Here is a 25,356-nt window from a genome sequence, read left to right as displayed (position 1 = left end):
CTCCGGGACGGCATCAGCTCAGGCGCACCCGGGGGTCCACTAGGGTGTAGGAAATGTCCGTCAGCAGCAGCCCCAGGATGTACAGCACGGACCCCAGAAAGACCATGGCCCGGACAATGGCAAAGTCCTGATTGTTGATGGCATCCAGGGTGTAGCTGCCCAGCCCGGGGATGCCGAAGAAGGCCTCGGTGAGCAGGCTACCCATGAAGAGCAAGGGCAGCACCACCACCACGCCGGTGAGGATGGGAATCAGGGCGTTACCGAGGATATGGCGAAAGAGCACCAACCGCTCCCCCAGGCCCTTGGCGCGGGCCGTGCGGACATAGTCCTTGGCCGCCTCTTCCAGAAAGAGGGTGCGGTAAAGCCGGGCCCCGGAGCCGATGCCGCCCATGACCCCGATGATCACCGGCAATACCAGAAACTTCCAGGCCTCCAGCCCCAGATCGTAACCGGAGATGGGCGCCAGGCGCAGCAGCTTGCCCAGCAGGTACTGGCCGCCGATGATGTAAAAGAGGCTGGAGATGGAGAGCATGGCCACCAGGAGCACCACCCCGGTCAGGTCGAGGGTGCCGCCCCGGAACAGGACCAGGAAGAGCGCCAGACTGATGTTGATCAGCAGGCCCACCAGCAACACCGGAACCGCCACCGCCAGGCTCGGCCACATGCGCTGGCCGATATCGTGGCTGATGTCCCGCCCCGCGTCCGAGGCGCCAAAGTCGAAGACGAAGAGCCGTAGGGAGCGGTCGAAAAAAATGGTCTGGGTCAATCGACCCAGGCCCTGCGCCTGGTCGTTGAAGAGCAGCGGTTGGTCGTAGCCCCGTTCCGCCTTCCAGGAGGCAATGGCCTCCGGGGTGACCCGCTTGCTACCCAACTGCATCCGCGCCATGTCATCGGGTGAATTCACCACGAAAAAGAGGACAAAGGTGATGAGGTTCACCCCGATCAGGATCGGCAGGGCGTAGAGGAGGCGGCGGAGGATGTAGGCCGTCATGTTTGGCTAGTCCCCTGCCCCTTCTCCCGCCGCCGCCAACTCAGGACGGCCGGCACGGCCCCCAAACCCAGCAGGCCCAACCCCAGCCAGAGAGGCCAGAGCACCGGCCGGTTCCACGCCTGCCGCAGCCGCTGGCGCAACTCGGGGTCCAGGCGGCGATACTTGAGGGTGTTGTTGGCCATGAGATTCGGCTTGAGGTTGGTCAGCCAGGCGTGGTGCAGACTGAAGCCCTTGGGGAAATAGCCCCAGACCCAGGGGGCGTCGTGGCGGGCGATGGCGATCATCTCATCGATCAGGGCCTGGCGCTCGGGGCCGTCATCCAGGTCCTTCATGCGCTCAAAGCGGGCGTCGAACTCCGGATTGGCGTAGTTGGAGGCGTTCTCGCCCTCCCCGGCCATCTTGCTGTTGGGGCCGTAGAGCAGAAAGAGAAAGTTCTCCGGGTCCGGATAATCGGCGTTCCAGCCCCAGGTGTAGATCTGGCCCGTGCCCTGGCGCATCTTCTCCTGGAAGCGATTGTAGTCGGTGGCGCGCACCACCAGCTCGATGCCCAGCTTGGCGAACTGCTTGCGCAGCCAGTTGAGACGGGCCTTGTCGTCGGGACCGCTGGCCACGGCCTCGAAATTCAGGCTCAGCGCCTGGCCGGTGGCCGGGTCCCGCCCCTCGGGATAGCCGGCCTGGGCCAGCAGTTCCCGCGCCTCTTCCAGGGTCCGCCGCACCGCCTGGCCCTGTTGCCAGCGATAGACCGTGGGGTTGAGCCCCGCCTCCCCCTCCCGGTAGCCGAAGATCCCCGGCGGCAGGGGTCCCTGGGCGGGGACACCACGACCATTGGCGAAAATGGCGATGTACTCCTCGTAATCCACGGCGATGGTGATGGCCTGGCGCAGCAGGCGGGCGCGCTCCTCGTCCCCACCGACCACCGGGTCGCGCATGTTGAAGCCCATGTAAGAGATGGAGGTCTCCACCGAGGTCAGCAGGCCAATCCCCTTGGCCGCCATGGCCTCCGTCAGGCCAGCGCCGCCCTGGGCGTCGAAACGAATGGCCTGGTCGAAGGCGTCGGAGGAGATGCCCGAGCTGTCATACCAGCCTTGCAGGAACTTGTTCCAGTAGGGGATACCCTCCTTCTCCAGGGCATAGACAGCGCGGTCGATAAAGGGCAGCGGCTGACCGGCATCCGCCAGCAGGCCCGCGGCGGCATCCTCGGGCAGGCCCTCGCTGGGATAGGTTTCGCCGTGAAAATAAGGATTACGCGTCAACTCCATGCGCAGGTTGGGATTGTTCTCGCTGAGATAGTAGGGTCCGGTGCCCACCGGATACCAGTCCAGGGTCAGGTTACGCGCCTTCATGCCCGGCTGGTCGTAGAAGCGCTCCGCCTCCCAGGGCATGGGGGCCAGGAAAGGCATGGCCAGCCAATAGGCGAACTGGGGATACTTGCCCTTGACGCGAATGCGATAGGCGTAGCGATCCAGAACCTCGGCGCCGGCGAAGGGGATGGCGTCCAGATCCAGGTAGGGTCGCTCGCCATCCTCCCCGGTTGCGGGGGCCTGGGCCTCGATGCGGGCCGTCAGCTCGCTAAAGTCCTGGATATGTTCTCCCAGGACCCCTGCAATGGGCGAATGTCGCCAGGGGACCGCCAGCCGCTTGATCTGATAAACATAGTCTGCCGCCGTCAACTCTCGGGTGCCGGTCTCCGGGAAGTCCCCCAGGCGGTTGACATCCTCAAGGTCGGCGGGGGCCAGGTGGTGATAGCGGTAGCCCCCGGCGGCGTCCTGGGCAAAGGCTGGATGGGGCTGGTAGTGGCTGCCGGGGCGAATGTGGATCTGATACTCGGACCAGGCGATGGCCACCGCCGGGGCATCCTGGGGCAATGCCTGGCCCGCGGCATCGAAATAGGACGGCTCCGGCAGGCTCTCCGCCGTCAGCGGGATAAGCCGGTAAGGCCGCAGCAGAAAATGGTACTGGAGGGGGGGCTCGTAAATCTGGGCCAGGAAGGCGTACTCATTGGAGCTATAGGACCGCGCCGGGTCCAGATGCTTGGGCCGCTCCTCGAAGGAGGAATAGAGGACGTTAGCCCCCGCCTCCCGGGCCGGCCAGGGGTTGTTCCAGGCGCCATCGCCACAGCCAGCGAGAAGGATCAGGACCAGCAGCGCGCCCGGCAACCCCGCCATCAGGCCTTTTTGCATCGCCCGCCCTTCCGCCCGTCGCTCAGTTTCGGTAATGTTGCCGGCCTAAGGGGCGTCCGCGCCGCCCATGCCCGGCCGCCACGTCCTTGGGCCAGGCCCTGGATTTTTCACCACCACTAGAGGTTTGAACGTCATGGGGTTCCTGCAAGACAAAAAGATTTTGATTACCGGCGTCGCCAGCACCCGTTCCATCGCCTGGGGCATTGCCCAGGCCATGCATGAGCAGGGCGCCACCCTCGCCTTCAGTTACCAGGGCGACAAGCTCCAGGGCCGGGCGGAGGAAATGGCCGCCAAGTGCGGATCGGAGCTGGTGCTGCCCCTGGATGTCTCCAGCGATGCCCAGATCGACGAATGTTTTGGGGAACTGGGTCGGCGTTGGGACGGCCTCGACGGTATCGTCCACTCCATCGGCTTCGCCCCCCGCGACCAACTGGAGGGCGATTATGTGGATGCCGTTACCCGCGAGGGTTTCGCCATCGCCCACGACATCAGCTCCTACAGCTTCGCCGCCCTGGCCAAGGCCGGCCGCGACATGATGGCGGGCCGCAATGGCGCCCTCCTCACCCTGAGCTACCTGGGTGCCGAACGAGCGGTGCCCAACTATAACGTCATGGGCCTGGCCAAGGCGAGTCTAGAGGCCAATGTCCGCTATCTGGCCGCCTCCCTGGGTCCCAAGGGCACCCGCGTCAACGCCATCTCCGCCGGCCCCATCCGCACCCTCGCCGCCTCCGGTATCTCCGACTTCCGCTCCATGCTCAAGCAGGTGGAGGAGAAGACCCCCCTGCGCCGCAATGTCACCATCGAAGAGGTCGGTAACGCCGCCGCCTTCCTCTGCTCCAACCTCGCCTCCGGTATCACCGGCGAGATTATCTACGTGGATACGGGGTACCACATTCTGGGGCTTGGCTGAGGCCCTTTGGGACGGGGATCAGCCAACTGAGCGAGGCCCGCCCCGCGCGCCCCCATCCAGGCAACCAACCAGGAAGCTAGCCCACCATGCCTAACCCCCCTGACCTGAAATCCGCCTATCCGCGTCACGCCCGGTCATGCTGGCTGGCCGGGGCCTGGCTCGCGGCCTGGCCGGCCTTCGCCTGGACGCAAGCCTTGCCGGTCTCCACCGGCGAACCCATCCCCGTGGCGCGACCCTTCGCCACGGTCGAAACCAAGGACACCACCCCCCGCGGCATGAGCGGCCTGGCCTGCCTGCCGGCCGTCACAGGTGTGCGCGCCTGCCTCGCCGTGAACGATGAAGAGCGATTCGCGGAATGGGCCAACTTCGACGGCCAGAGGCTTACGCCCACCGGCCAGCGCCTGCAACTGCTGACGCCGGCCAAGAAGCAGAAGGATGACATCGTCGGGACCATGCCCCGGGGCCTCTGTGACCGGGAGGATGACTTCGGGGAGTTCGACGGCGAGGCCATCGCCATCGCGGGCGACCGGATCTACGTTACGGGCTCCCATGCTTGCTCCCGGGCGAAAGGGAAATTTCGGCCCTCCGCCTTCATCCTGGCCCGGGCCCCGGCCACGGCGAAACCCCTTGAAGCAAAAGACGTGGAACGGAGCTGGCGCCTCGCCGACATGATCGGCAACAGCCCCTTGGCCAGCGCCTTCGGCAAGGCGGGTAACGAAGGGGCGGGGATTGAAGGGATGGCCCTGGTCGGCAACCGCCTCTATCTGGGTTTTCGCTCGCCCGCCACGGCCAGCACCGCGAACATCCTGAGCGTAGAGGTCACTGAACTCTTCAAGCCCGGTAACCAGCCCGCCACGGCCAAGCCAGAAGTGCTGACCCTCGCGCTGGGACCCAACACCGGCGTCCGGGACCTGGCGGTCCTGGATGACGGCCGCCTGCTGGTGTTGTCGGGGCCCGCCGATTCCGCCGCTGGCGACTACCTCCTCCATCTCCTGACGCCCGCGGATGGCACATCCCGCCCTCTGGTGGAGCTGTGGACCGATGCCATGGGCGAGAAAAAGGACAGGGGCGGCCGCGAGATCCCCAAGGCGGAGGCCATCGCCGTCATTGAACAGACCCAGGACGCCGTTACCCTCCTTGTGATGTACGACAACATTGATGATGGCGGCCCGCGCCTTCACCGCATCAAACTGCCCACGGATTGATAGCACCCAATCCGGGTGGAATCGCGCGCAACCTCAACTCCTTCAGAGGGTTGCCTGCTCTTTCGCCCTGGTTACCGTGCCCTGCCGCCCTACCCCGCCGGCTCCGTACCCTCCCCAGGCGCCCGCCCAAAGGTCGCGGCGTACTCCGCCGCATAGGGCCGGGTGGCCTCATAGAGGTGATAGGGCACGATTTTGACCTCCATCTGGGGGAACTTGTCGCGCACGTAACTGTAGTTGCGCAACAGCTTCATTTCGATGATGGCCCGGGCAAACTCCAGGCCCTTGGGGCCGCGCCGGCGTTGCAGGAAGGCGATGAGCAGGCGGACGAGCTTGGGCGGTTTGCCCGGGGTTTTGGCCAGCATCTGGATGTAGCGGGGCATACCCCGGGTGCGGTCGCCGCTCTCGCTCAGGGGGCGGGATTCCAGGTCCGGACGCAGCAGGTCCAGCAGTTCGGCCCCCCGGGCGGTGCGGGCCAGCACCCATTGCCAACCCAGGGGCGCGCCCATGTAGCCGATGGTGAGGTCCGCCAGGGCATTGGGGTAGTCGAAACAGGATAGACAGGCGGAGGGGAAGATGCCCTGCAGCTTGTCCATGGGGAAGTCGATAAAGTTAACCCGCTCCCGCTGGCCGTCCTCGTGGCGGAGCCAGAGGCTGAAGTCCGGCATGAATTCGTAATGGACCACCGTCCCCGGAGAGCGGGAGATGGTCGCGAGGAAGAACTGCTGGTCTTCGTAGGTGACATTGTCGCTGCAGGGGATGCCGATGATGTCCAGTCGCTCCAGGCCCAACTCCGCCTCGGCCTGACGCAGGATTTGCACCTGGCAGCCGGTGCCAATGACGGCCAGGCGGCGGATGCCGGACTCCCGCGCCTGGTCCAGCAGGCTCAGGTTGGGGGACAGGCAGGGTTTGTTGCCCACGCAGACGGCCACCTCCGCCGGGGTACGGGGGCGATCATGCTGACACAAGAGACCCTCGACGAAATTTCCAGACGCATCGCCGCGGATCTGCATCCGGAGCGAATCATCCTGTTCGGGTCCCATGCGTGGGAACTCCGACCGAGGATAGCGATGTCGATCTGCTCATTATTCTCTCGGCTTCGGACGAACCGCCCCACCGGCGCGCCGTGCGGGCACATCGCGCACTGCGAGGCTTGACCATTCCTTGTGACATTCTGGTTAGAACTCAGGCAGAGATCCAGGGGCTCAATCCCGTGCGTTCATCCCTGCTGTTCAGGGCCTTGACCGAAGGACGGCGCCTGGATGCCTGACCTGAGTTACCCAACCCAGATTCCGGACCCTGGCATCGAGGAGGTTAGAGGTGCTCTCGAATTGGCCGAGCGCCTGGTTGCAACTATCGGGATCGACATAAAAAGACGCTTTTTAAGTACCTAGCGGACACCCCCTCGGGGTGAATCTCGGTTACGTGCGAACCGCATCCGTTCAATCCACTATCGGAAAGGTCACCGCGATGGACCACGCGAAGGCCAGGCCGATGGCCAGGGCACCCACCAAAGGATGACGGGTGCGGTGATAAATCCAGCCGCCCACCAGGCCGTAGAGCAGGAAGAAGACCAGGATGGCCGGCACGATAATGATCAGGAAAAAGAGCTGGCTCAGGTTGAGGGCCACGGCCCCCAGCAGCGAGAGCAGGAACAGGGCCTTGGTCAGCAGGGGGGCGAGGCGGGGCGACCCCTGACCCTGGGTGAGCCAGGCGTCGGCGGCAAAATAGGCCAGGGTTCCGGGCAGGATGCCCAAAACCAGCCAGATGCGTCCGGCCCCGGGCAGGAAGGCGGTGACGTAATGATCCAGGGGCAGCGCGACCGCCAGGGTCAGATAGGCGGAGGCGGCCACCGTGCCGATCGCCAGGCCGGGCCAGAGGACGCGCCCCGGCGGGACGGACCCGCCAGCGGGCGCGGCAACCGCCCCTTGATTCAGCGACCCTAACCGAAGCCCGGCCAGGGTCAGCAGCCCGTAAACCCCGAAGTGCAGGGCCAGATAGTCCCCCAGCAGGATCGGCAGGTAGTCGCTGGGGACGAAGCGCAGGATCGGCGGAGTGAGCACGGCGGGCAGAAGGGCCACCGGGAGCAGCCGCCGCCAGCCGAGCCCCGCCCCCAGGGGTTGGGTCGCCGCTCGCGGCAGCCACCGGGACAGGGGCCAGGCCAGGGCCACGATGCCGAGAAAGAGCAGCCCCAGCGCCCGCCCCCGGGTGTCGATAAAGCCATCGCCCGTGCGGCCAAAGGCCTGGTTGAGCCAGTCCAAGGCGGCGCCGATGCCCCCCTGGCCGTACAGCACCCCGATATGTTCCACCCCCGGAACCAGCACCAACCGCCGGGCACTGCCATCGGCCAGATCGCCATAGGTCACGCCGGGCGTTACCGCGGCGGCATCGGCCAACTGGCCTTCGCTGGCCGCCACGATAGCCTCGCGGCCCGCCTGGTGGAGCATCTCGGGCTCCAGGGCACCGAAGACGAAGAGCAGATCGCGCGGCTCGGTCTTGGGGGCAGTCGCCGACATGTAGGGCGAGATCAGGACCGTGGCCACTACTTGATCGCGGTGGGCCCTGGCATAACGCAACAGCACGTCCCCGGCCATGGAGTGGCCGAGCAGCGCCAGGCGCCCATCACCGCCCGGCAGCCCCGCCGCGAAGTCGGTCACCTGCTCCAGGGCCCCCAGCAGGACACCGACCCGCCGCGCATCATCCTCCAGACGGGCCACGAAGGGTTGGGGGTTGCGGCCATGCCCCGGGAAGTCAAAGGTCACCGCGATGTAACCGTTGCGGGCGAGGGTCACCGCATAGGGCTGCATCAACTGCTGAGAGCCGGCGAAACCGTGGGCGATGACGACGATGGGCGCTAGGCCGGTGTCCGGTGGCGAGGCGGTCATCGACTCCGCCGCCGCCGGGCGAAAGACGGTGACCGGGACCTCGCCAACCCTCAAGGTCTCGATACGGAGTCCCGCCGTCGCCCGGGTCAGATCCCAGAGGCCGGTGGCGATGGCGGCCAGCGCAAGGAGGGCGACGAGGAGCGCGGCAATGCCGACGGCCCGGCCGGAGCGCCCCGTCGCCCGCGCCCCAGCGTTTCCACCCTCGCTCCTCATGGCTTGACCCCAGCCCCCGGCGAGGACGAGTCCGCTCTAGCCGGCGCCTCGGCGAGGTCGATGAGGACCTCGTTACGGCGCAGGAAACCGGGCGTGAAGGGATCGTTATAAAAGGCATAAATGGCCGGGGCGGCGGCTGTCAGATCCCGGGCCGCCAGCCAGGCGCGTAACGCTTCCTCCTTGCTTGCGATCAGTTCATCCGAGGCCCTGCCGCTGAAACGGATGGCCGCGACCCGCCGGGGCGGGACCTCGCTCAGGCGAATGTCACTCCCGGCGGGGGCGGGCAACTGCTCCAGCCCGTAACGGGCCGGCATGATGAAGCGCACCGCCCAGTCGTCGCCCTGGGCCACGTCAGGGAGAGCCTCGGCGGTGGTGGCTGGGGCAGCCGCGGGTGGGGTCGCGCCGCTGGTCACGGCTGGGTCGCTCGTTTGGGCGGTTGCCTCGGGTGCCCCAGCGGGCCTTGCCGCCGGGGGAATCGCCTGGGCGGTGACCGGCGCCGTCATGCTGATTCGCTCCGGCCGCTGTTGGGTCACGGGGGCGGTCATGCTGATCCGCTCCCCGCCACGCTCCTCGGCAAAGATGTAACGGGCCAGGGGGCCAAAGCCGGCCCTCAGGGCCTCCTGGCGGGGTCCCTGGCGCCGGACCTCGGCCACTACCAGGGGCGGGTAATCCCGGACCTCGAAGTCACCTTCCTGGGTGACGACCCGATAAGCGGGGGTCTCGACGTTCTGCACGTAGAAGACGAACACCGCCATGGCCACCAAACCCAGCAGGACCAGGCCACCAAGCACCATCAGGGCGATCTTCATGGGGAATACCTCGGGGTAATGCCAAAAAGGGGGGAGCCAGGCCCTCGGCGGGGCTCTGGCCCGGGAGGCAAAGGAAAACACCTTACCCTGGCCAAGCCGGCATCCGTCAGGCCATACGGGCCCGGAGCCAGGCGTACCAGGCATCCAGGCCCTCGCCGCTGCGGGCCGAGACTTGCAGAATCTCGATACCCGGATTGACGCGGCGGGCATAGTCCAGGCACCGCGCCATGTCGAAATCCAGGTAGGGCAGCAGGTCGATCTTGTTGAGGATCATGAGGTCGGCGGCATGGAACATATCCGGGTATTTCAGTGGCTTGTCCTCGCCCTCCGTGACCGAGAGGATGGCGACCTTGTGGGCCTCGCCGAGATCGAAGGCGGCCGGGCAGACCAGGTTGCCGACGTTCTCGATGAACAGCAGGCTCTTCTCCGCCAGACCCAGGCTCTCGATGGCATGACCGACCATGTGGGCGTCCAGGTGGCAGCCCTTGCCCGTGTTGATCTGCAACGCCGGAATGCCGGTGGCGCGGATGCGGTCGGCGTCATGGCTGGTCTGCTGATCGCCCTCGATCACCGCCAGGGGATAACGACCCTTGAGGTCCTGAATACTGCGCGTCAGCAGGCTCGTCTTACCCGAACCCGGACTGGAGACCAGGTTCAGGGCCAGGATGCCCCTGGCCCGAAACCAGGAGCGGTTGGCGGCGGCATATTGGTCGTTCTTGCCCAGGATGTCCTGCTCGATCTGGACCATGCGGCCCTGGCTCAGGCCAGGCGCATGGGCGTGGGCCGGGCCCAACCCATAATGGTGGTGATCGTCGCCATGGCTGTGTTCATGCCCGTGAGCAAGGTCGTGATCCGGATGGGCATGATGCTCGTGGTCGTGGTCGTGATCGTGATCGTGATAAAGATCATGCTCGTGACCATGGTCATGGTCATGCTCATGCTCGTGGCTATGAGGATGAGCATGTTCCTGACCAGGTCCGTGGCTATGGGTATGGCTATGAGGGTGATGGTGCGAATGCTCATGGCCATGTTCATGAGCATGGTCCTGCTCCTGGCCCTCGATACGCGTCTCGCCCTGGCCGCAACCGCATACAGTACACATCTATTCCACCTCCAACTCTTTGATTCGCAGTTCTTCGCCGTGAGTAATGCGGACACCGTAGCCGCCACATTCGGGACAGGGGTCGAACCGCTGGCGCACGGGCACCGACTGGCCGCATTCCAGACAGACCCCCTGCCCCGGGATCTCGATGATCTCGAGCCGGGCCCCCTCCGCCAGACTCCCCCGGACCACGGCGTCGAAACAGAAGCGCAGGGCCTCGGGCTCTACCCCCGCCAGGGGGCCGATCTCCAGCCAGACCCCCTTGACGCGCTGGAAGCCCTGGCGTCCGGCCTCCTTTTCCAGGACCTGGAGAATCCCCTCGCAAATCGACATCTCGTGCATGGTGGCTGATGCGGTTGGGGTCTGGTTGACCGAAAAAGGAGCGGATCAGGACCGAGACTGCGGTCGGCGACGGCCGGGTCCTGGGCCTGGCGGATCAATAAGGGCGGAATTATAGTCAGTCCGCGTCTGGCGGGCCTTGATTTCCCCCGCCTGCGGGGTACCAGGGTAACCCTACGGACCCCTCTCCCCAACCCTCCCCCGCGAGGGGGGAGGGAGCAAGAGAAGCAGTGGCTTGAGCTAGCGAATCCAACCGATGCGGCCGGGGGATCTGAACGCCTAGGTGCCAGGTACCAAGCTACAAAACCACTCCGCCCTGGGGGTGCCCACGGGGTGAGGCATTTGCCACAAGCACTGCCGCGCATGACCCATTTCGCCCTGGCCTTGACCTGGGTCCATTCATCCCGGGTCCAGCCTGCGCTAAGCTGAAAGCTGTTTTCGGCTCCGCCCTCGCCGATGCCGGCCAGGGTGGCCTATCTCCAGGGACTATCAGTGGCAACGAGTTTGATAAGGGTACCGGCAACCCAGGCCCCCGGGCGGAAGTCGGGCCTTTTTCTCTGGGCCTTGGGTCTGGGCGGGCTCCTCTTTGCCCTGACCTTCGTCCATGCCAGCCTGGCGAGCCGCGCGGCGGCGGCTGACATCGCCCAGCGTCGGGAGTTGGTGGCCGCCCTCGACCTGACGGACCTGGCCCTCTTCACCGAGGCCCGCTATACCCGTCACCCAAGCCAGGCGGATCTACACAGCGCCTTTCAGGATCACCCCCTGGCCCTGGATCACTTCCCCACCGGCACTCTGGTACCCGCCCCGCGGCCGGGCCTGGAGGCGGCGCCACCATGATCAGCTTCCTGCGCCGGCAGCGCTATCTGCTGGAATACAGCCTCTCGTCCCTGGCCCGGCGGCCGGGCAAACATCTGGGACTGATGCTGGTTTACGCTACGATCGTCTTCCTGCTGGCCTCGACCCTGCTCTTCACCCAGTCCCTGCGCCAGGAGGCGGCCCTGGTGCTGGCCGAGTCTCCGGAGTTGATTGTGCAGCGCCTGCTCGCCGGACGGCATGACCTCATCCCCGCCAGCTATCTGGAACCAATCGGCGCCATCCGGGGGATCGGCGAGCGCTATGGCCGGCTCTGGGGCTACTTCTACGACCCGGCGGTCCGGGCCAACTATAGCCTGATGGTGCCGCGCGAGGACCCGCCGGCGGCGGGCGAGGTCCAGCTTGGCGCCGGCGTGGCCCGAGCGCGGGGCCTGGGCCCGGGCGACTACCTGAGCCTGAGATCCGCCCGGGGCGAGCCCTTCTCCTTCCGGATCGCGTCCCTCCTGTCGGCGGACACCGAGTTGGTCTCCAGCGACCTGATGCTGCTGAATGCGGAGGACTTCCGCCGCTTCTTCGACTTCCCCGCGGACCGCTTCACCGATATCGTGCTGCGGGTCCGCAACCCGGTCGAGGTGCGCAAGGTGGCGGAAAAGATCAGCCTGGCCCTGCCGGATACACGGCCCATCCTGCGCGAGGAGATTCTGCGCACCTACGACGCCGTCTTCGGCTGGCGCCAGGGCCTGGTCTTCATCCTGCTGACCGGGGCCCTGCTGGCCTTCGTCATCTTTGCCTGGGACCGGGCATCGGGGCTGAGCGGCGAGGAGCGACGCGAGATCGGCATCCTCAAGGCCATCGGCTGGGAGACCGGCGACGTGCTGCGCATGAAGTTCTGGGAGGGGGCGGCCCTGTCCCTGACCGCCTTCCTCCTGGGCTACCTGCTCGCCTACGTCCATGTCTTCTACTTTTCCGCCGCCCTCTTCGCCCCCGTGCTCAAGGGCTGGGCCGTGCTCTATCCCGACTTCCGGCCCCTGCCCTTCGTGGATGGGTTGCAGGTGGCCACCCTCTTCTTCTTCTCCGTCTTCCCCTACACGGTGGCGACCATCATCCCCATCTGGCGCGCCGCCATCACCGATCCCGACCAGGTGATGCGATGATCCGCCTCGACGCCGTCAGCAAGGTTTACAACCAGGGCCGCCACAACGAGGTCTGGGCGGTGCGTGACCTCAGCCTGGAGCTGGAGACCCAGGGCATCACCGTCCTCAAGGGTCCCAGCGGTTCGGGCAAGACCAGCCTGCTGGCCATGCTGGGCTGCCTCTCCCGGCCCAGCAGCGGCCGCATTCATCTGGAGGGACGCCTCCTCTCGAACCTGCCGGAACGCTTCATGACCCAGGTGCGGCGTTCGACCTTCGGCTTCATCTTCCAACGCTTCAACCTGATCCGGGGACTGACGGTCCTGGAAAATGTCATGCTGCCCGCCTACCCCCTGGCCCCGGACCCGGGCCAACTCCGGGATCAGGCCCTGGGTCTGCTGCGGCGGTTTCGCCTGGAGGAACGGGCCCATAACAAGTCCGAGTGGCTCTCGGGCGGCGAGGCCCAGCGCACCGCCATCTGCCGGGCCCTGATCAATGACCCGGCCATCATCATCGCCGACGAGCCGACCGCCAACCTGGATACCCAGCTCTCGCGGGAGCTGTTGGCCCTCATCGGCGACCTGGCGGATCAGGGCAAGGGTATCCTCATCAGCTCCCATGACCCCCTCGTCTTCGACCACGCCCGGGTCTCGCGGGTGGTGGAACTGCGTGACGGGCGGCTGTCCTAGCACGTCATGCCCTTGACCCCCGCCATCCTGGCCCTGAATCTGGCCTCCCTGACCCAGAGCCTCCTGCTGGTGGTGGCGGCGGGGTTTACGATCCAGATCCTGCGGCATTGGGACCTGAGCAGCGGCAGCGAACGCCAACTGGAACTGGAGCGCCGCACCTATCTGATTGCCACCCTGATCGCGTGGGTCTTCGGCGGCAATCTGCTGTCTCTCTTGCTGTTCGTCTATAACGCCGAACAGCTCTCCACCCAATTCGTCGGCGCCATGTGCGCCACGGGCGTGCTCAATGCCAACCCCTGGGGCTGGCCCACCCTTTTCCTCAAGATCACCCTCTTCTTCGCCGGCGCGGCCTGGCTGATCCTCAATGGGGTGGACAACCAGGCCCCCGATTACCCCCTGGTCCGCCCCAAGTACGCCCTGCTGCTCCTGATCGCCCCCCTGGCCCTGGCGGAGGTCACGATGCAGGCGCTCTTTTTCACGGCCCTGAACCCGGACCTCATCACCTCCTGCTGCGGCTCCCTCTTCAGCCCCGAAGGGGGCGGCGTGGCGGCGGAGGTTGCCGGGCTCGACCCGGCCGTCAGCCTCGCCGCCCTCGCCGTGAGCGGGCTCGCGCTGCTGGCGACGGGCCTGCGTTATTGGCGCCGGGGGCGAGGCGGCAGGCTCTTCGCCCAGCTGGCGGCACTGGCCTTTGGCATCGCCCTAGCCGCCATCGTCTCTGGGGTGGCCCTCTATGTGTACGAACATCCTCACCACCACTGCCCCTTCTGCCTGCTCAAGTCCGGCCATGACTTTGTCGGCTATGGGCTTTACGTCCCCCTCTTCGCCGCCACCGCCCTGGCCCTAGGCGCGGGCCTGATCGAGGTCTGGCGCTCGACCCCGAGCCTGACGGCTATCATCACCCACCAGGGCCCCCGCCTGGCAGGCATCGCCCTGCTGCTGTTTGGTCTCTTTTATGGCTTCTCGACCTGGCTGGTGTTGAGGTCAAATCTGCTCCTACTGGGCACGAACTGAGGAACTTAACCCTATGAAATGCCTAATGGTCAACGTTCAGACCTCTCTGCCACAGGGGTTGAGTTCGGCAGTTCAAGCCACTGTTTTGCGGGCTCCCTCCCCCCTGGCGGGGGAGGGTTGGGGAAAGGGGGCTAAAGGGTCACGCCGGTTGTTCATCGGCCTCCTCCTGGCGGCGCTCTTCCTGGTCGCCTGCGGCGAGGAGGCGCCCAAGCTCCAAAACCACCAGCCGGCGCCTGCCTTTGCCCTGACGGACCTGGACGGCAAGATCTGGAATTTCCCCCAGGACTTTCAGTCCCAGGTGGTCGTGGTGCGCTTCTGGGCGGACTGGTGTCCTTTCTGCGCGCCCGAGATGCGCGACATCGAGCCCATCCAACAGGAACTGCGGGATCAGGGCCTGCGGGTCTTGGCTGTCAATGTGCGCCAGGATCGGGAGACCGCCGCCCGCTTCATCGCCAAGCTGGGCATTTCTTACTCGGTGCTCCTGGACGAGGACGGCGCCCTGGCTCGCCAATACGGCGTCACCGGCCTGCCCACCACCTATTTCATCGACCGCTCCGGCCAGCTCCACAACCGCATCCTGGGCGAGGCGTCCCCGCAACTCTTCGATAAGCTGGTCCGAGAGCTGCTGTGAACAGCGAACTGACCCTGGCCATGGCCTTCGCCACCGGCCTCTTCGGCGGCCTGCACTGCCTGGGCATGTGCGGGGGTCTGGCCGGGGGTTACTTCGTCCAGCGGCAGGCCCAACCCCGGCTGGCCCCTCAACTCATTTACCATGCCAGCCGCATTCTCACCTACGTCCTGCTGGGCATGGCCGGTGCCTGGGCGGGACGCAGCCTGGCGCAAACCGGTCTGACCGGCAAGGCGCAAGGCATCCTCATGATGGGGGCGGGTCTCCTGATCCTGCTTCTGGGGCTGAGGATGCTGCTGGCCCGCCCCCGGCGCCCCGCCCCGGCCCCGGTCGGGGGCCTGGAAGTGCGACTGGAGCCCCTGCCCAGCCCCGCGCGACCCTATACCCCAACCAGCCCGCCGATGGCGGCCACTAGGATGAGCCTGGAGCCCCGGCCCCCCAGGCCCTGGTCGCCCCTCCTCTTCGGGACCCTCAACGGCCTGATCCCCTGCAGCCTGGTCTTCTCAATCGCTCTCAAGGCCGCCGCCACGGGCGACCCGAGTCGCGCCGGGCTGCTCATGCTCGCCTTCGGCATCGGCACCCTGCCCATGATGGCGACGGTCACCGGGTTGGGGGCCTTCGCCGGTGCTTGGCCGCGGGGCTTTGCCGCCCGGATCGCGGGGGGGCTGGTGGCCGTCCTTGGCCTCTGGACGTTCTACGAGGGCTACAGCTTCTTCGATATCATGCGCGGCCTGGCCAATGGCTAGGTCGCGCGCCTCCACCCACCACAAACAGGAGAACATCCCATGTGTGATCATCACCCCAATCAGGGCCGGCGCGAGGCCCTCAAGGTCCTCGGCGCCCTGGGTCTTGCCGGACTGGGCACCCCGGTCCTGGCCGCGGATGCCGCCACTATCGGCGCCTTCATGCCCGGCAAGGGCTGGATGCCCGCGGGCGCGAGCTGCGAGGGTGATGGCACCCCCCTCCAGTTCATTCCCAAGACCGCCCCGGACGCCGTCCCCCTGGTGGATGAGCTGAAGAAATATCCCAAGTGCCCCTATTGCGGCATGGATCGCACGGAATACCACTTCAGCCGTCACCTGGTCCAGTACGAGGATGACCTGGTGGATGGCACCTGCTCCATCCACTGCCTGGCCCTCAGCCTCATGCTCAACATGGATCGCGGTCCCAAGGCCATCTATGCGGCGGACTTCGGCTCCCCGGCGGAGATCAAGCCCTTGGTCCTGGTGGATAAGGCCACCTACCTCATCGGCAGCAAGCTCAAGGGGACCATGACCGCCAATAGCAAGCTCGCCTTCGCGGACAAGGCCCAGGCCGAGGCGGCCATGGCCAAGGAAGGGGGCGCCCTGGGCACCTTCGACCAGACCCTCAATCAGACCATGGTGGATATGGCCGCCGACACGGTTCGCATCCGCAAAAACCGCGCGGAAAAACGCCAGAAAATGATGCCCAAGGTCTGAGTTCGCGACTAACGCCGAGGGCGACGGGGCTCGACCCCTCGCCCTCGGGTCACCCGCCCCCGGTCGCATTCCAAACCACTTGACCCCCGAGGGCCCGGCCTTGCCTGCCACCCGATTCCGTCCTTTCATCCTGGTCTTACTGGCCCTCCTCTGGGCCCCCGGCCTGCCAATAGCTGAAACCGGACTGCCCTCGCTACCCGATCCCGGCCCCAAGGACACCTGCCCCGTGTGTGGCATGTTCGTCGCCAAATATCCCCACTGGACCGCCACCCTGCTCTATCGCGATGGCCATGCCCATCACTTCGATGGCGCCAAGGATCTCTTCAAATACCTGTTCGACATACCTAAATGGGCACCGGGTCATAAAGCCGAGGACATAACCGCCATCGCCGTCACCGAATATTACGGCCTCTCTCGTATCCCGGCTCGCGACGCCTGGTTTGTCATCGGCTCGGACGTCCTGGGTCCCATGGGCCACGAGTTGGTCCCCCTCGCCTCCGAGGCCGATGCCCAGGAATTTCTGCGCGACCACGGGGGCCAACGCATCCTGCGTTTCGACGACGTGACCCCGGAGTTACCCGGTCATCTCGACGCGGCGAAATTTGATTGAGTGATCCCCGCCAGGGCCGCCAAAGGCGGACCCCCACCCGCTAGGCGGGCCGATTCGCGATCCAGATGCCGGCCCCGACCAGGAGGAGGGCGACGAAAATGGAGAGGGTCAGCGGCTCATCCAGCAGGATGATACTGGCAAGCACCCCCATCACCGGGGTGAGGAAGGAGAAGGACGACAGCCGCGTCGCCGGATAATGGCGAATCAACCAAAACCAGCCCAGATAAGAGGCCCCGGCCACGATCACCGCTTGAAAAAAGAGGTTCGCCCACAATTGGGGCGTGGGGGCAAAGACACCGGGTTCGCCCATCGCCAGGGATAAGGGCGGCAAGAGGACGGCGGAGATGGCGAGTTGGTACAGCAATATCTTTTCCGCCGATGAGCGTCCCAGGGCGCTGGCCTTGACCGCCAAGGTAGTCGCAGCCCACAGCATGGCCGCCCCCAGAATCATCAGGTCCCCCATCCAGGCATTGTCCGCTGGTAGCCAGAGGTGCTCGCCAAAGAGCAGGATAATCCCGACAAAGGCGAGGGCCATGCCCCCCCATTGCGCCCTACGTATCTTCTCCCCGGGTAAGAACCAGCGCGCCCCGAGGGCCACGAAGAAGGGGGCGGTATAGAGAAAGATGACTCCGCGGGAAGCCGGGGTGTAATCCAAGCCCAGGAATATCAGCGCAAACTCACCCGAAAACAGCAGGCCCACCAGCAGGCCGGGCCACAGGGTGCCATCGGACCCGAATAGCTTGATCCGGCGGGACAGCACCCAGAGCAGAATGGTCGCGGTCGCGCCCAGGGAGCGCATCCCCGCCTGCCACACCGGCGAAATACCCGCGTTAGCGACCTTGATCGCCACCTGCTGGAGACCCCAGATGGAACAGAATAGAACCATGAGTCCAATGGCCAGGCGGTCGAGTTCGTGCTTAGGCATGGTCTTGTAAAAACGTCATGGTGCCAGTCCAGGGGTTTCATCTGTAAAGGGTGAGTCACCGGGAGGACGCCGCCACGGTTTCCCGCGTGGCAATTTTCTCGGTGCGCCCTATAATACGCCCCCTTGATGTCTCGGCTCGGGCGAGACTGGCGGGTTCTCGGAGAGGTGCCGGAGTGGCCGAACGGGCTTGACTCGAAATCAAGTGAAGGCGTAAGCCTTCCGTGGGTTCGAATCCCACCCTCTCCGCCAATTTATTCCTAAAATTCTAGCAATCTCAATTGGTTGCCTTTAGTGATACTCTCTCAAGCTACCATTCAAGCTACCACTTGGCGCCGATACCCTCCCACAAAGCCTGCATTTCGGGCGATTCACAAGACACTCTCCACCGGGGCGGCGTGATGAGATACCCGGTCGTGATCCACAAGGACCCAGACTCGGATTACAGCGTGACCTTACCCGATCTGCCGGGCTGTTTTACTGCCGGGGAGAGCATCGAGGAGGCGCTGGCCATGGCGGTTGAGGCTGCGGAACTGCATATCGAAGGTTGCATAGAGGAGGGAATCGCGGTGATGGACCCCAGTCCCATCGCGCCCTTGCGGGATGTCTATGCGGGTGGCACCTGGGCCTGGGTAGAGGTGCGGCGATAGGTGGGATCCGATGCCACTCTCCCCGCCAAGCCCCCCGCCGATGATGCCCTCGGCCTGCACTCCACCCAGGGCAGGGCATGAAAAACCCCCGCAGGGATCCACCTTGCCGGGGTTCTTGGTTTTCGATCTTTGTGCTGGGTCTGGCTGGCCTACAGCTTGTCTTCAACCTCATACCAAACGGCAGATGCCCCATCAATAAAGCCTTCCGGGAACTTATCTCCCATGCTGACCACTGCCTGAAGACCTCCAGGCACCGCCCTTTCCCAGAACCGCTCTGACTTTTCCATGATCTCGTCGTAGTTGGTGTCCTCAATAACCACTCCCTGAAGTTCTAAGGCAAGCAAGCGAGCATCATCAAAGGCATGTTCAACAAACTTATCCTTGATGAAAGGATCAGCCCGCTCCAGTTCATGATAGCTGGCGACATGCTCAGCCCAAACTCGCCCGGCTTTTTCCCCGAGCTTGTAACTCTCGTCCTCCCCTTCCAGCTTGCTGGCTTTCAGCCTGGCGATAATGTCGCTCATGTCCTTTTTCGGTTTACGTGCTGCGATCTCGCCAAGGAGTTTCTCGAAGCACTTGGCAGCCTCGGCTGACCAGTTGACCGGCTGGTCAACCTCGTCCATGCGAGCCTTCAGGTCGTCAGGAAGCGAAATAGTGGTACGCGTAGCCATCGGTAACCCCTCTTATGTATGATTGCATAAAGTGCGCATAACCATTGTATGCCATCGTTATGCAATGTCAATACTCATTGTGCATAACCGTAATGTACGCGGGCCTATGCCCCGACCGCCAGCTTCTCGCCCTTGGTCGTTACCCGCTGAGTGGGTAGCGAGAGCTTCCAGGTATGGGCGATAGCCCCTGGCACGGGGGCGCCATGCCGCGCCACGGCAGGCCAAAGGCTAGGGGTTGGTATGGCTGGCGGGATGGATGCCTCTACGGGGCTCCTTGGGCCTCTGGTGGCGGGGGTCAAGCGGCCCCGCCCCGTGGCGGTCTGGTGAGCCAGGCCAGGGCCAGGCTAGTGATGTCTGCCGGTCCCTGCTCCCGGTCGAAGCTCCGGCGCCGCCTCCTCCAAGGTCACCCGGTCCCAGTCCACGTCCAATGGATGAGCCACATCGGCCCCGACGAATTGGTCCCGCTTGCTGGTGGAAAAGTCAGGGACTAGGCTTGAACCTGAAGCGGGAGAAGGCGAGTTACCCTTCTTGGTTTCGGCAACCGTGTCTGTCCTCGGGTTGCCCCCGCTTCCCTCTTTCTCAAAGGCCGGTGGCGGGGCGGGCGCGTCTGCTCCAAACTCCAGCCTATCGGTCTTCCAGTCGGCGCCCAGGCGGGTCATCAAGGTGTCCAGGATCATGATCGTCGGCTATGCCCTCGGGGCCTTCACTCTGGCCGCCAGCATCGTCGGGCATCAAACTGAGTATGGTCTTACCCTGCCAGCCTGGCACCCCCCCAGCCGGGCCAGGCTTACTTGATCCAGCCCAACCCTAGCCCAGCCTGGCCCTGGACCTCTCCGTTACCCGAATTCCCGGTAACCACACCAGCCCAGCCGGGCATCACCCTTGCCCAGACTCCCGCCAGCCGGGTGGCTGTGCCTACGGGCCTTCTGGCGGCCAGGGGTGCCTGATTCCTGGGCGTAATGGAAGGGGCGCAGGCTTCGCCATGGCTCCGTACGCGTGCCCTGGGCGGCGCTTAATTCGGGCGCCGGACCAAGCGCCCCGCACGGGTCATCCCCGCACCCGGACCGCCCTCAGGCCCGAAACTTCTCCGGCAGCTTGGTCTTCCACTCGCTCATCAACACCAGATCGCACTCCACCGTGGACCCGTCCGGGTTGACCATCGACAGTTCCCCCACCCGCTGGGTCTGGTCAATCTGGAACGCCTCGGTCATCAGTTGCAGCACGGCCCGCTTGTACTCGGTATCCCGATTGCCCTGAAGATGATCGCCCTTGGTCTCCAGGACCACCAGCCGATTGCCTTTGTGGTACTGGTTGCCGGGCCGCACGGCAAAGACGAAATCGGGATAGATGCGCTCGCGCCGCCAGCCCTGCACCACGTACTGGTGTCGGGCGACATTGCGATGCCACCAGACCAGGGACTGCTCCGCGTCCAGGTAGACGGCGACCTCGCGCTCCCGTTCGTTCAAGTCATTCTTGTAGATCGGCGCGAACAGGCTGCGGTGCAACGGTTCGCCGCCGGCACCGGGTAACTGCTCCGCGCCCTCGGGCTCGTGGGTCACCGAGTCCCAAGGCATCTGCCAGTTGTGCCGGTCCGCGCGCAGCCGGAACTGGATGCGCCCCGCGGCGACCTCCTGGCGGAACAGGGTCTCGGCCATCCGGTCCCGCTCCGCGGTCAGCCATTTGCGTAGCTCTTCGATCAGGAGCCCGTGGAGCTTGCCAAGTACCTCGTCCGCGAAGCCCCGGCGTTTAGCCCATCCACCAGGCCACCAACCAGCGCGCGGGCGATCCAGGCGTTCGGCACGATGTCCGACACCATGCGCACGGCATAGGCCGGGTCGAAGGCCAGCCGCTCCCCGGTCGCATCGGTCACGTCCGCGACGATGCGCTCCTTGCCCGAGTCCACCAGATGGATGCGCCGCATCTGCCGCTCGGCACTCGTGAAGTTCTCCGGGATCTTCGCCACCAAGGGCGCCGGGTCGATCCCGGTCCAGTCCAGGGCAAACAGGATGTCCTGCTCGTAGTCCAGTGTCCGCACCGCGCCCGCTTCGACGTGCAAGACCTGGGGCAGGTAGATTTCAGTCTTGGCGAAGCCCGGGCGACGCAGGATGGTGCGCGGGCCTTTCCCGCCCCCGCCGCCGCCTTCATCATCGTCCGGGAGCCGAATCTCCTGCACCAGGTCGGCCAGCCCGTCCTTCTCCAAGCCCTGCTTGATTGCCGTCACCACGCGCGCCGTGTCGGCGTGGTGAGTGAAGACATAGCACTCGTCCAGGGCCGCGACGCCGGTCTTCTGCGCCTGGGGTTGGCGCAGGATGCGCCCGACAAGCTGGGTCAGGGCGGCGGCATTGTGGCTCGCGGAAAGCGAACACAGCACATAGGCGAAGGGGCAGTCCCAGCCCTCTTGCAGGGCCTGCTTGGTGACGATCGCCCGCACCCGATTGGTCGGCGCCAGCAGGTCCTGGTTCTCAGGCGCAGCCAGGTCGTTGGTATCCGCGGTCTTGATGGCGATCTCCGCCTCGTCCAGGCCCGCCGTCATCAGCCAGTCCTTGGCGTCCAGGGCATGGATGAAGGCACCGTCGCGCTGCTCGGCGCCGGTGCGTTCCACCTGTACCAGCAGGATGGGCCGGATATAGCGCCCCGACTCCCCCTGGAACCGTCGCGCCTCGGCATCCAAGAGGTTGAGCCGCTCCAGAGACGCGCGTAGTGTCTCCCGCCAATCGGCGCCGCCACGCGGGTCCAGGTTGAGCGGCATCTTGATCATGTCTTCCCGGTCCAGGTCCAGGCCCGTGACCTCCACCAGCACGTTGGCCGGGCGCCCCGGCCTTGGGTTCTTCCCGCCGCGGGGCTGAACATCCTTCGGGGTCGCGGTCAGTTCTAGCACGAAACAGGGGTTGAACCCGTACAGGGTCTTGAAGGCCAACTCCGGGGTCGCCTTGTGGCCCTCGTCAATGACTACTACCGGCCGGATCAGCCGCAGGGCGTTGCCGAGCGAGTCCTTGACCATGGGCCAGAAGGAGCCACTGGCAGCGGACGCGGCATAGGCGTCCAGGTTCGGGGTATCGGCAAGCATCCGGGCCTGGGCCTCCTGATCGCCCTCGTCCGGGAAGAAGCCGCGCACGTCGCCCCGGTCCTTGAATATTCGCAGGGTCTCCTTGCTCTCCCGGTTCGCGGACTGGAGCATCAGCAACATGACGCACAGGCTCGCCTCCACGTCCCGTGCGTCCAGCTTATCCCCCTTTTCCATCAGCAGGAGCCGGTTGCCCGAGAGGACATCAAGCATCTGCCGATAGGGGTGTTGGCGCTCGGTGAGTTGGCGCCTGGTTTGGGCGTAGATCGCTTCGTTGGGGACTATCCACAGCACGAAGCCGGTGCTGCGCCCCAGATAGCGCCCGAAGATGCGCGACAGGGCGGAGACGGCCAGATAGGTCTTGCCACCGCCGGTGGGGACCTTGAGCACGGCATTGGGGACCGGACGACCCATGCCGTCCTTGCGCGGCGAGAAGGGCACGCCGGCCCGACTCTGGGGGAGTTGGCCAGCCTCCTTGAAGCTGCGCCAGGTCTTCGCCGGAAACTGGGGTACCTCACGCACCAGGTCCGGGTCCGTCTCCTGGGCATTGGCCGCGACGATCTTGTCGGCCTTCGCCTTCTGGGCGGACAGTTCGGTCAGATACTCGTCGAAGCGGGTCAGTACCCGGGCCTGATACTCCAGATCGCGCAGGGGCATGGTCAGCCCGCCTCTTGCGTCAGGTAGGCACTCAGTCGCCCCAGCAAGCGTCGGTGGCGCTCCGGTGCCAGGGCACCAATAGCCCCCAACAGCCGGTCCTCCGGCAGGACCGCCAGGAATCCCAGGCGGATCAGCGACGGCGCCTTGAGCCCGCTCGCGGGAAAGTCGGCGTCCCCGGGGCGGACCGCCTCATCGAATCCCGGGACCTCTTGGCGCAGTTGGGTACTGATCCCGCACACCAGCCAGTCCCCGAAGCCGGGCATCCGCCGCAGGGCGACACAGGGCCGGTTCTTCGCCCAACCGTCAGCTTGGGGCAGTGGGGACAGCACTACATCACCCTCGTTCATGGTTGCCTCAGATCGTCGGGGCCGTACTCCGGTTCGTCGTCCCCGTAGGCGCGGGCCAAGCCCCTGGCGGAAAGGGTGGCCCACAGTGCCCGCGTGGTGTCGGTACCCGGCTCCAGGACAGTCACCAGCAGGCGGGTGTCGGGGGCAAGCGTGAAGGGCTCGTCCAGTTGGATGGCGCGGCCGTCGTAATGGGCCTTGAGCGTGACAGCGGGCATTGGGTGACCTCCTCAGGTGCGCTCGACGCGATAGAGTGCAAAGGGCAGGGGGGCAAACTCCACCTTCACCGGGAGTTTGGCCTCGTCCAAGATCCGTTGGGAAACAAACCGGGCCGGGGCGAAAACCAGGTGCGGTTTGTCCGGCTTGGCGCGGGCGATGGCCTCGGCCCGGTAGAGGGTCAGGGCGGCCTCGCGCGACTTGAGAAAGGCCAGGTCCGGGCGATAGATCAGCCACAGGTGTTGTGCCGACGACGCCCCCAGATAGCCGCACCCCGCGACCTCTTCAGGTTGCAAGTCGATCGGCCTGGCCTGCGTGGTCGCCATATGGAACAGGAGCGCCCCCAATTGCTCGAAGTCCGGCAGGTTCTCGCCGGTCAGGAGTTTGTCCATCTCGACCGCCTCACCCAAGGTGCAGTAAGTGAACTCGCCCCCCAGGCCCTCAGTGCGCTCAGTCACCTGGCGTTCGCCGGTCACGATCAGTTCGCCGTCCTTGACCACGGCCTTGATCTGGTCGAAGCGATGGCCCTCCAGGTTCTTGATCGACTCCAAATGGTTCAGCAACCTATCCGCCTTCTTGAGGCTGGTGAAGGTCAGCGGCTCCCGGTGCAGTTCCTCCCGCTGGGTGCCCCGGAAGGTATAACCCTTGATCACCCGGCGCACCCGCTCGGCGGTCAGGGTGTCGGCGTAGTCCTCGCATTCCACCAGGATGAAGCGGCGGTTGCCGCCGTCCTTGGCGTTCGCGTTCAAGACTGCATGGCCGGTTGTGCCAGCGCCAGCGAAGGAGTCAAGTACAACCGAGTCCATATTTGCTGCCAGAGCCAGCACCCGATCGATCAGTGGAACTGGCTTTGGGGTGACGAACACATCCTCAGAGGCGTTGAAACTCAGCATCGCGATCAACGCCTTCTTGGCGTCTTGCGTATGACCGACTTCGGTCCAATCCCAAAACGTCTGAGGCACCCGACCTTGCTTCACTTCTGACAGATAAATCTTGGGAGCGGGTACATTATTTCCATCTTCACCCCACCATATTCGGTTGTCCCGATGCAGCGCCCAAAGCTTGTCTTCACTGACACGCCAATATGAGCCAGATGGCGGTCCAGGAATTGTCCGACCTCCTGGACAATTGATGGAATAGGTGCCTTTGCTGTAGTAATTTCGGGCGGCAAGGTTATTTGGTCGCCACAGCCCACGCGGGTCGCCCGTATCCCGATAGGCAGCGTTTTGCTCCTCAGTACGGGCCAAAAGGTTCGGTGTCCACGTTGCCGCGTCCTTGGCGTAGACGATGAGATAATCGTGATCTTCTGAAAAATGCCGTGCGCTGCTCTTGGGAGCGTAGTTCTTGCGCCAAATGCATGTCGCAACGAAATTCTCTGCGCCGAAGACCTCATCCAGCATCGAACGAGCCCGATGCACCTCGTTGTCGTCTAATGTCATCCAAAAACTTCCCTTCTCCGACAATAGCTCATGCAATAACCGCAACCGCGGCCACATCATCGCCAGCCACTTGTCGTGCCTCAGCCCGTCCTCAATGCCCACTGGGTTGCTGTTCAGCCAGTCCCGCATCATCGGACTGTTCACATTGTCGTTATAGCACCAGCCCTCGTTGCCGGTGTTGTAGGGCGGGTCGATGAAGATGCAGTCCACCTTGCCGGCATAGAGGGGCAGGAGCGCCTTGAGGGCGTGCAGATTGTCGCCGTGGACGATCAGGTTGCCGTCCAGGCGCCCCTGCTCGCCCGATTCGCCGACGGAGCGATTGGGGTCCGGGATCAGGGGGCGGAAGGGCACCGCCAGGTGATGATTAAAGACGAACTCCTTGCCCTTGAAGAACAGTTCCGGCATGAGGTGGGTTCCGATG

Annotated in this window: 22 protein-coding genes, 1 tRNA gene and 2 pseudogenes; 12 read left to right on the top strand and 13 right to left on the bottom strand. The window is 65.0% G+C overall.

The features are described from left to right. Positions 1-13 precede the first annotated feature (13 nt). Positions 14-991, bottom strand: a complete 978-nt coding sequence (locus tag IPN92_16850; GenBank protein ID MBK8639853.1) for an ABC transporter permease — start codon at positions 989-991, stop codon at positions 14-16. Next, positions 988-3,156 carry an ABC transporter substrate-binding protein gene (locus IPN92_16845; protein MBK8639852.1) on the bottom strand — a complete coding sequence of 723 codons (2,169 nt, stop codon included), beginning with the start codon at positions 3,154-3,156 and terminating at the stop codon, positions 988-990. Before IPN92_16845 ends, IPN92_16850 begins: the two co-directional genes overlap by 4 nt. Positions 3,157-3,304: 148 nt before the next feature. On the opposite strand from IPN92_16845, the gene IPN92_16840 reads away from it, so the two are divergent. Further along, positions 3,305-4,081 carry an enoyl-ACP reductase gene (locus IPN92_16840; protein ID MBK8639851.1) on the top strand — a complete coding sequence of 259 codons (777 nt, stop codon included), beginning with the start codon at positions 3,305-3,307 and terminating at the stop codon, positions 4,079-4,081. Positions 4,082-4,167: 86 nt separating this feature from the next. Beyond that, positions 4,168-5,286, top strand: a complete 1,119-nt coding sequence (locus tag IPN92_16835; GenBank protein MBK8639850.1) for a DUF3616 domain-containing protein — start codon at positions 4,168-4,170, stop codon at positions 5,284-5,286. Between the two features lie 89 nt (positions 5,287-5,375). On the opposite strand, the pseudogene IPN92_16830 reads toward IPN92_16835, so the two are convergent. The 5 genes and pseudogenes from IPN92_16830 to hypA all read right to left on the bottom strand — a co-directional run bounded on the left by IPN92_16830 (position 5,376) and on the right by hypA (position 10,634). Beyond that, positions 5,376-6,230, bottom strand: a pseudogene (locus IPN92_16830) (Coenzyme F420 hydrogenase/dehydrogenase, beta subunit C-terminal domain). A gap of 495 nt (positions 6,231-6,725) precedes the next feature. Continuing rightward, complete coding sequence (locus IPN92_16825) at positions 6,726-8,381, bottom strand: alpha/beta fold hydrolase (GenBank protein MBK8639849.1); 1,656 nt, start codon at positions 8,379-8,381, stop codon at positions 6,726-6,728. Beyond that, the gene (locus IPN92_16820) at positions 8,378-9,190 is read right to left on the bottom strand and encodes a heme-binding protein (protein MBK8639848.1); all 813 of its coding nucleotides are present in this window, start codon (positions 9,188-9,190) and stop codon (positions 8,378-8,380) included. The genes IPN92_16825 and IPN92_16820 overlap by 4 nt, the downstream gene beginning before the upstream one ends. A 106-nt stretch (positions 9,191-9,296) precedes the next feature. After that, a complete protein-coding gene (hypB, locus tag IPN92_16815) occupies positions 9,297-10,292 on the bottom strand; it encodes a hydrogenase nickel incorporation protein HypB (GenBank protein ID MBK8639847.1) in 996 nt (331 codons plus the stop codon). Beyond that, on the bottom strand, positions 10,293-10,634 hold the full coding sequence (hypA, locus tag IPN92_16810) for a hydrogenase maturation nickel metallochaperone HypA (GenBank protein MBK8639846.1): 342 nt from the start codon (positions 10,632-10,634) through the stop codon (positions 10,293-10,295). Between the two features lie 561 nt (positions 10,635-11,195). Here hypA and IPN92_16805 point away from each other — a divergent pair. From IPN92_16805 to IPN92_16770, 8 genes are all read left to right on the top strand, one after another. After that, positions 11,196-11,468 carry a hypothetical protein gene (locus IPN92_16805; protein MBK8639845.1) on the top strand — a complete coding sequence of 91 codons (273 nt, stop codon included), beginning with the start codon at positions 11,196-11,198 and terminating at the stop codon, positions 11,466-11,468. Next, positions 11,465-12,598 (top strand): FtsX-like permease family protein, encoded by a 1,134-nt coding sequence (locus IPN92_16800; protein ID MBK8639844.1) that lies wholly within the window; start codon positions 11,465-11,467, stop codon positions 12,596-12,598. Before IPN92_16805 ends, IPN92_16800 begins: the two co-directional genes overlap by 4 nt. Then, entirely contained in the window at positions 12,595-13,263 is a 669-nt protein-coding gene (locus IPN92_16795) for an ABC transporter ATP-binding protein (GenBank protein ID MBK8639843.1), read from the top strand. The genes IPN92_16800 and IPN92_16795 overlap by 4 nt, the downstream gene beginning before the upstream one ends. A 6-nt stretch (positions 13,264-13,269) precedes the next feature. Beyond that, positions 13,270-14,274, top strand: a complete 1,005-nt coding sequence (locus tag IPN92_16790) for a hypothetical protein (protein MBK8639842.1) — start codon at positions 13,270-13,272, stop codon at positions 14,272-14,274. A gap of 25 nt (positions 14,275-14,299) precedes the next feature. Continuing rightward, a complete protein-coding gene (locus IPN92_16785; protein ID MBK8639841.1) occupies positions 14,300-14,905 on the top strand; it encodes a TlpA family protein disulfide reductase in 606 nt (201 codons plus the stop codon). Next, positions 14,902-15,648 (top strand): sulfite exporter TauE/SafE family protein, encoded by a 747-nt coding sequence (locus IPN92_16780; GenBank protein MBK8639840.1) that lies wholly within the window; start codon positions 14,902-14,904, stop codon positions 15,646-15,648. Before IPN92_16785 ends, IPN92_16780 begins: the two co-directional genes overlap by 4 nt. A 39-nt stretch (positions 15,649-15,687) precedes the next feature. After that, positions 15,688-16,362 (top strand): nitrous oxide reductase accessory protein NosL, encoded by a 675-nt coding sequence (locus IPN92_16775; GenBank protein ID MBK8639839.1) that lies wholly within the window; start codon positions 15,688-15,690, stop codon positions 16,360-16,362. Between the two features lie 100 nt (positions 16,363-16,462). Next, positions 16,463-16,972, top strand: a complete 510-nt coding sequence (locus IPN92_16770) for a nitrous oxide reductase accessory protein NosL (GenBank protein MBK8639838.1) — start codon at positions 16,463-16,465, stop codon at positions 16,970-16,972. Positions 16,973-17,012: 40 nt separating this feature from the next. On the opposite strand, the gene IPN92_16765 is transcribed toward IPN92_16770, so the two are convergent. Then, positions 17,013-17,897: a DMT family transporter gene (locus IPN92_16765; protein MBK8639837.1), complete on the bottom strand. Its 885-nt coding sequence runs from the start codon at positions 17,895-17,897 to the stop codon at positions 17,013-17,015. A gap of 159 nt (positions 17,898-18,056) precedes the next feature. Here IPN92_16765 and IPN92_16760 point away from each other — a divergent pair. Then, positions 18,057-18,146, top strand: a tRNA-Ser gene (locus tag IPN92_16760). A 149-nt stretch (positions 18,147-18,295) separates the two neighbouring features. Beyond that, positions 18,296-18,544: a type II toxin-antitoxin system HicB family antitoxin gene (locus IPN92_16755; protein ID MBK8639836.1), complete on the top strand. Its 249-nt coding sequence runs from the start codon at positions 18,296-18,298 to the stop codon at positions 18,542-18,544. A gap of 149 nt (positions 18,545-18,693) precedes the next feature. Here the strand turns inward: IPN92_16755 and IPN92_16750 are convergent, their stop codons facing one another. The 5 genes and pseudogenes from IPN92_16750 to IPN92_16730 all read right to left on the bottom strand — a co-directional run bounded on the left by IPN92_16750 (position 18,694) and on the right by IPN92_16730 (position 25,340). After that, a complete protein-coding gene (locus IPN92_16750) occupies positions 18,694-19,215 on the bottom strand; it encodes a hypothetical protein (protein ID MBK8639835.1) in 522 nt (173 codons plus the stop codon). Between the two features lie 1,070 nt (positions 19,216-20,285). After that, a pseudogene (locus IPN92_16745) lies at positions 20,286-22,936 on the bottom strand (DEAD/DEAH box helicase family protein). A gap of 2 nt (positions 22,937-22,938) precedes the next feature. Continuing rightward, positions 22,939-23,283, bottom strand: a complete 345-nt coding sequence (locus IPN92_16740; protein MBK8639834.1) for a type II toxin-antitoxin system PemK/MazF family toxin — start codon at positions 23,281-23,283, stop codon at positions 22,939-22,941. Continuing rightward, a complete protein-coding gene (locus IPN92_16735; protein MBK8639833.1) occupies positions 23,280-23,498 on the bottom strand; it encodes a hypothetical protein in 219 nt (72 codons plus the stop codon). The genes IPN92_16740 and IPN92_16735 overlap by 4 nt, the downstream gene beginning before the upstream one ends. A gap of 12 nt (positions 23,499-23,510) precedes the next feature. Next, positions 23,511-25,340, bottom strand: a complete 1,830-nt coding sequence (locus IPN92_16730; protein ID MBK8639832.1) for a site-specific DNA-methyltransferase — start codon at positions 25,338-25,340, stop codon at positions 23,511-23,513. Between the last annotated feature and the right edge of the window lie 16 nt (positions 25,341-25,356).

It is taken from the genome of Chromatiaceae bacterium, from assembly GCA_016714645.1.
In the GTDB taxonomy this organism is placed as follows: Bacteria; Pseudomonadota; Gammaproteobacteria; order Chromatiales; family Chromatiaceae; genus M0108.
This window is presented reverse-complemented; position numbering and strand designations above follow the sequence as displayed.

Bases quoted from the DNA above. Each gene is read 5' to 3' on its own strand.
- IPN92_16840 (MBK8639851.1), top strand. From the start codon at position 3,305: ATGGGGTTCCTGCAAGACAAAAAGATTTTGATTACCGGCGTCGCCAGC.
- IPN92_16835 (MBK8639850.1), top strand. From the start codon at position 4,168: ATGCCTAACCCCCCTGACCTGAAATCCGCCTATCCGCGTCACGCCCGG.
- IPN92_16735 (MBK8639833.1), bottom strand. From the start codon at position 23,498: ATGCCCGCTGTCACGCTCAAGGCCCATTACGACGGCCGCGCCATCCAA.
- IPN92_16775 (MBK8639839.1), top strand. From the start codon at position 15,688: ATGTGTGATCATCACCCCAATCAGGGCCGGCGCGAGGCCCTCAAGGTC.
- IPN92_16845 (MBK8639852.1), bottom strand. From the start codon at position 3,156: ATGGCGGGGTTGCCGGGCGCGCTGCTGGTCCTGATCCTTCTCGCTGGC.
- IPN92_16800 (MBK8639844.1), top strand. From the start codon at position 11,465: ATGATCAGCTTCCTGCGCCGGCAGCGCTATCTGCTGGAATACAGCCTC.
- hypB (MBK8639847.1), bottom strand. From the start codon at position 10,292: ATGTGTACTGTATGCGGTTGCGGCCAGGGCGAGACGCGTATCGAGGGC.
- IPN92_16755 (MBK8639836.1), top strand. From the start codon at position 18,296: ATGAGATACCCGGTCGTGATCCACAAGGACCCAGACTCGGATTACAGC.
- IPN92_16765 (MBK8639837.1), bottom strand. From the start codon at position 17,897: ATGCCTAAGCACGAACTCGACCGCCTGGCCATTGGACTCATGGTTCTA.
- IPN92_16750 (MBK8639835.1), bottom strand. From the start codon at position 19,215: ATGGCTACGCGTACCACTATTTCGCTTCCTGACGACCTGAAGGCTCGC.
- IPN92_16850 (MBK8639853.1), bottom strand. From the start codon at position 991: ATGACGGCCTACATCCTCCGCCGCCTCCTCTACGCCCTGCCGATCCTG.
- IPN92_16825 (MBK8639849.1), bottom strand. From the start codon at position 8,381: ATGAGGAGCGAGGGTGGAAACGCTGGGGCGCGGGCGACGGGGCGCTCC.
- IPN92_16820 (MBK8639848.1), bottom strand. From the start codon at position 9,190: ATGAAGATCGCCCTGATGGTGCTTGGTGGCCTGGTCCTGCTGGGTTTG.
- IPN92_16740 (MBK8639834.1), bottom strand. From the start codon at position 23,283: ATGAACGAGGGTGATGTAGTGCTGTCCCCACTGCCCCAAGCTGACGGT.
- IPN92_16785 (MBK8639841.1), top strand. From the start codon at position 14,300: ATGGTCAACGTTCAGACCTCTCTGCCACAGGGGTTGAGTTCGGCAGTT.
- IPN92_16795 (MBK8639843.1), top strand. From the start codon at position 12,595: ATGATCCGCCTCGACGCCGTCAGCAAGGTTTACAACCAGGGCCGCCAC.
- hypA (MBK8639846.1), bottom strand. From the start codon at position 10,634: ATGCACGAGATGTCGATTTGCGAGGGGATTCTCCAGGTCCTGGAAAAG.
- IPN92_16790 (MBK8639842.1), top strand. From the start codon at position 13,270: ATGCCCTTGACCCCCGCCATCCTGGCCCTGAATCTGGCCTCCCTGACC.
- IPN92_16730 (MBK8639832.1), bottom strand. From the start codon at position 25,340: ATGCCGGAACTGTTCTTCAAGGGCAAGGAGTTCGTCTTTAATCATCAC.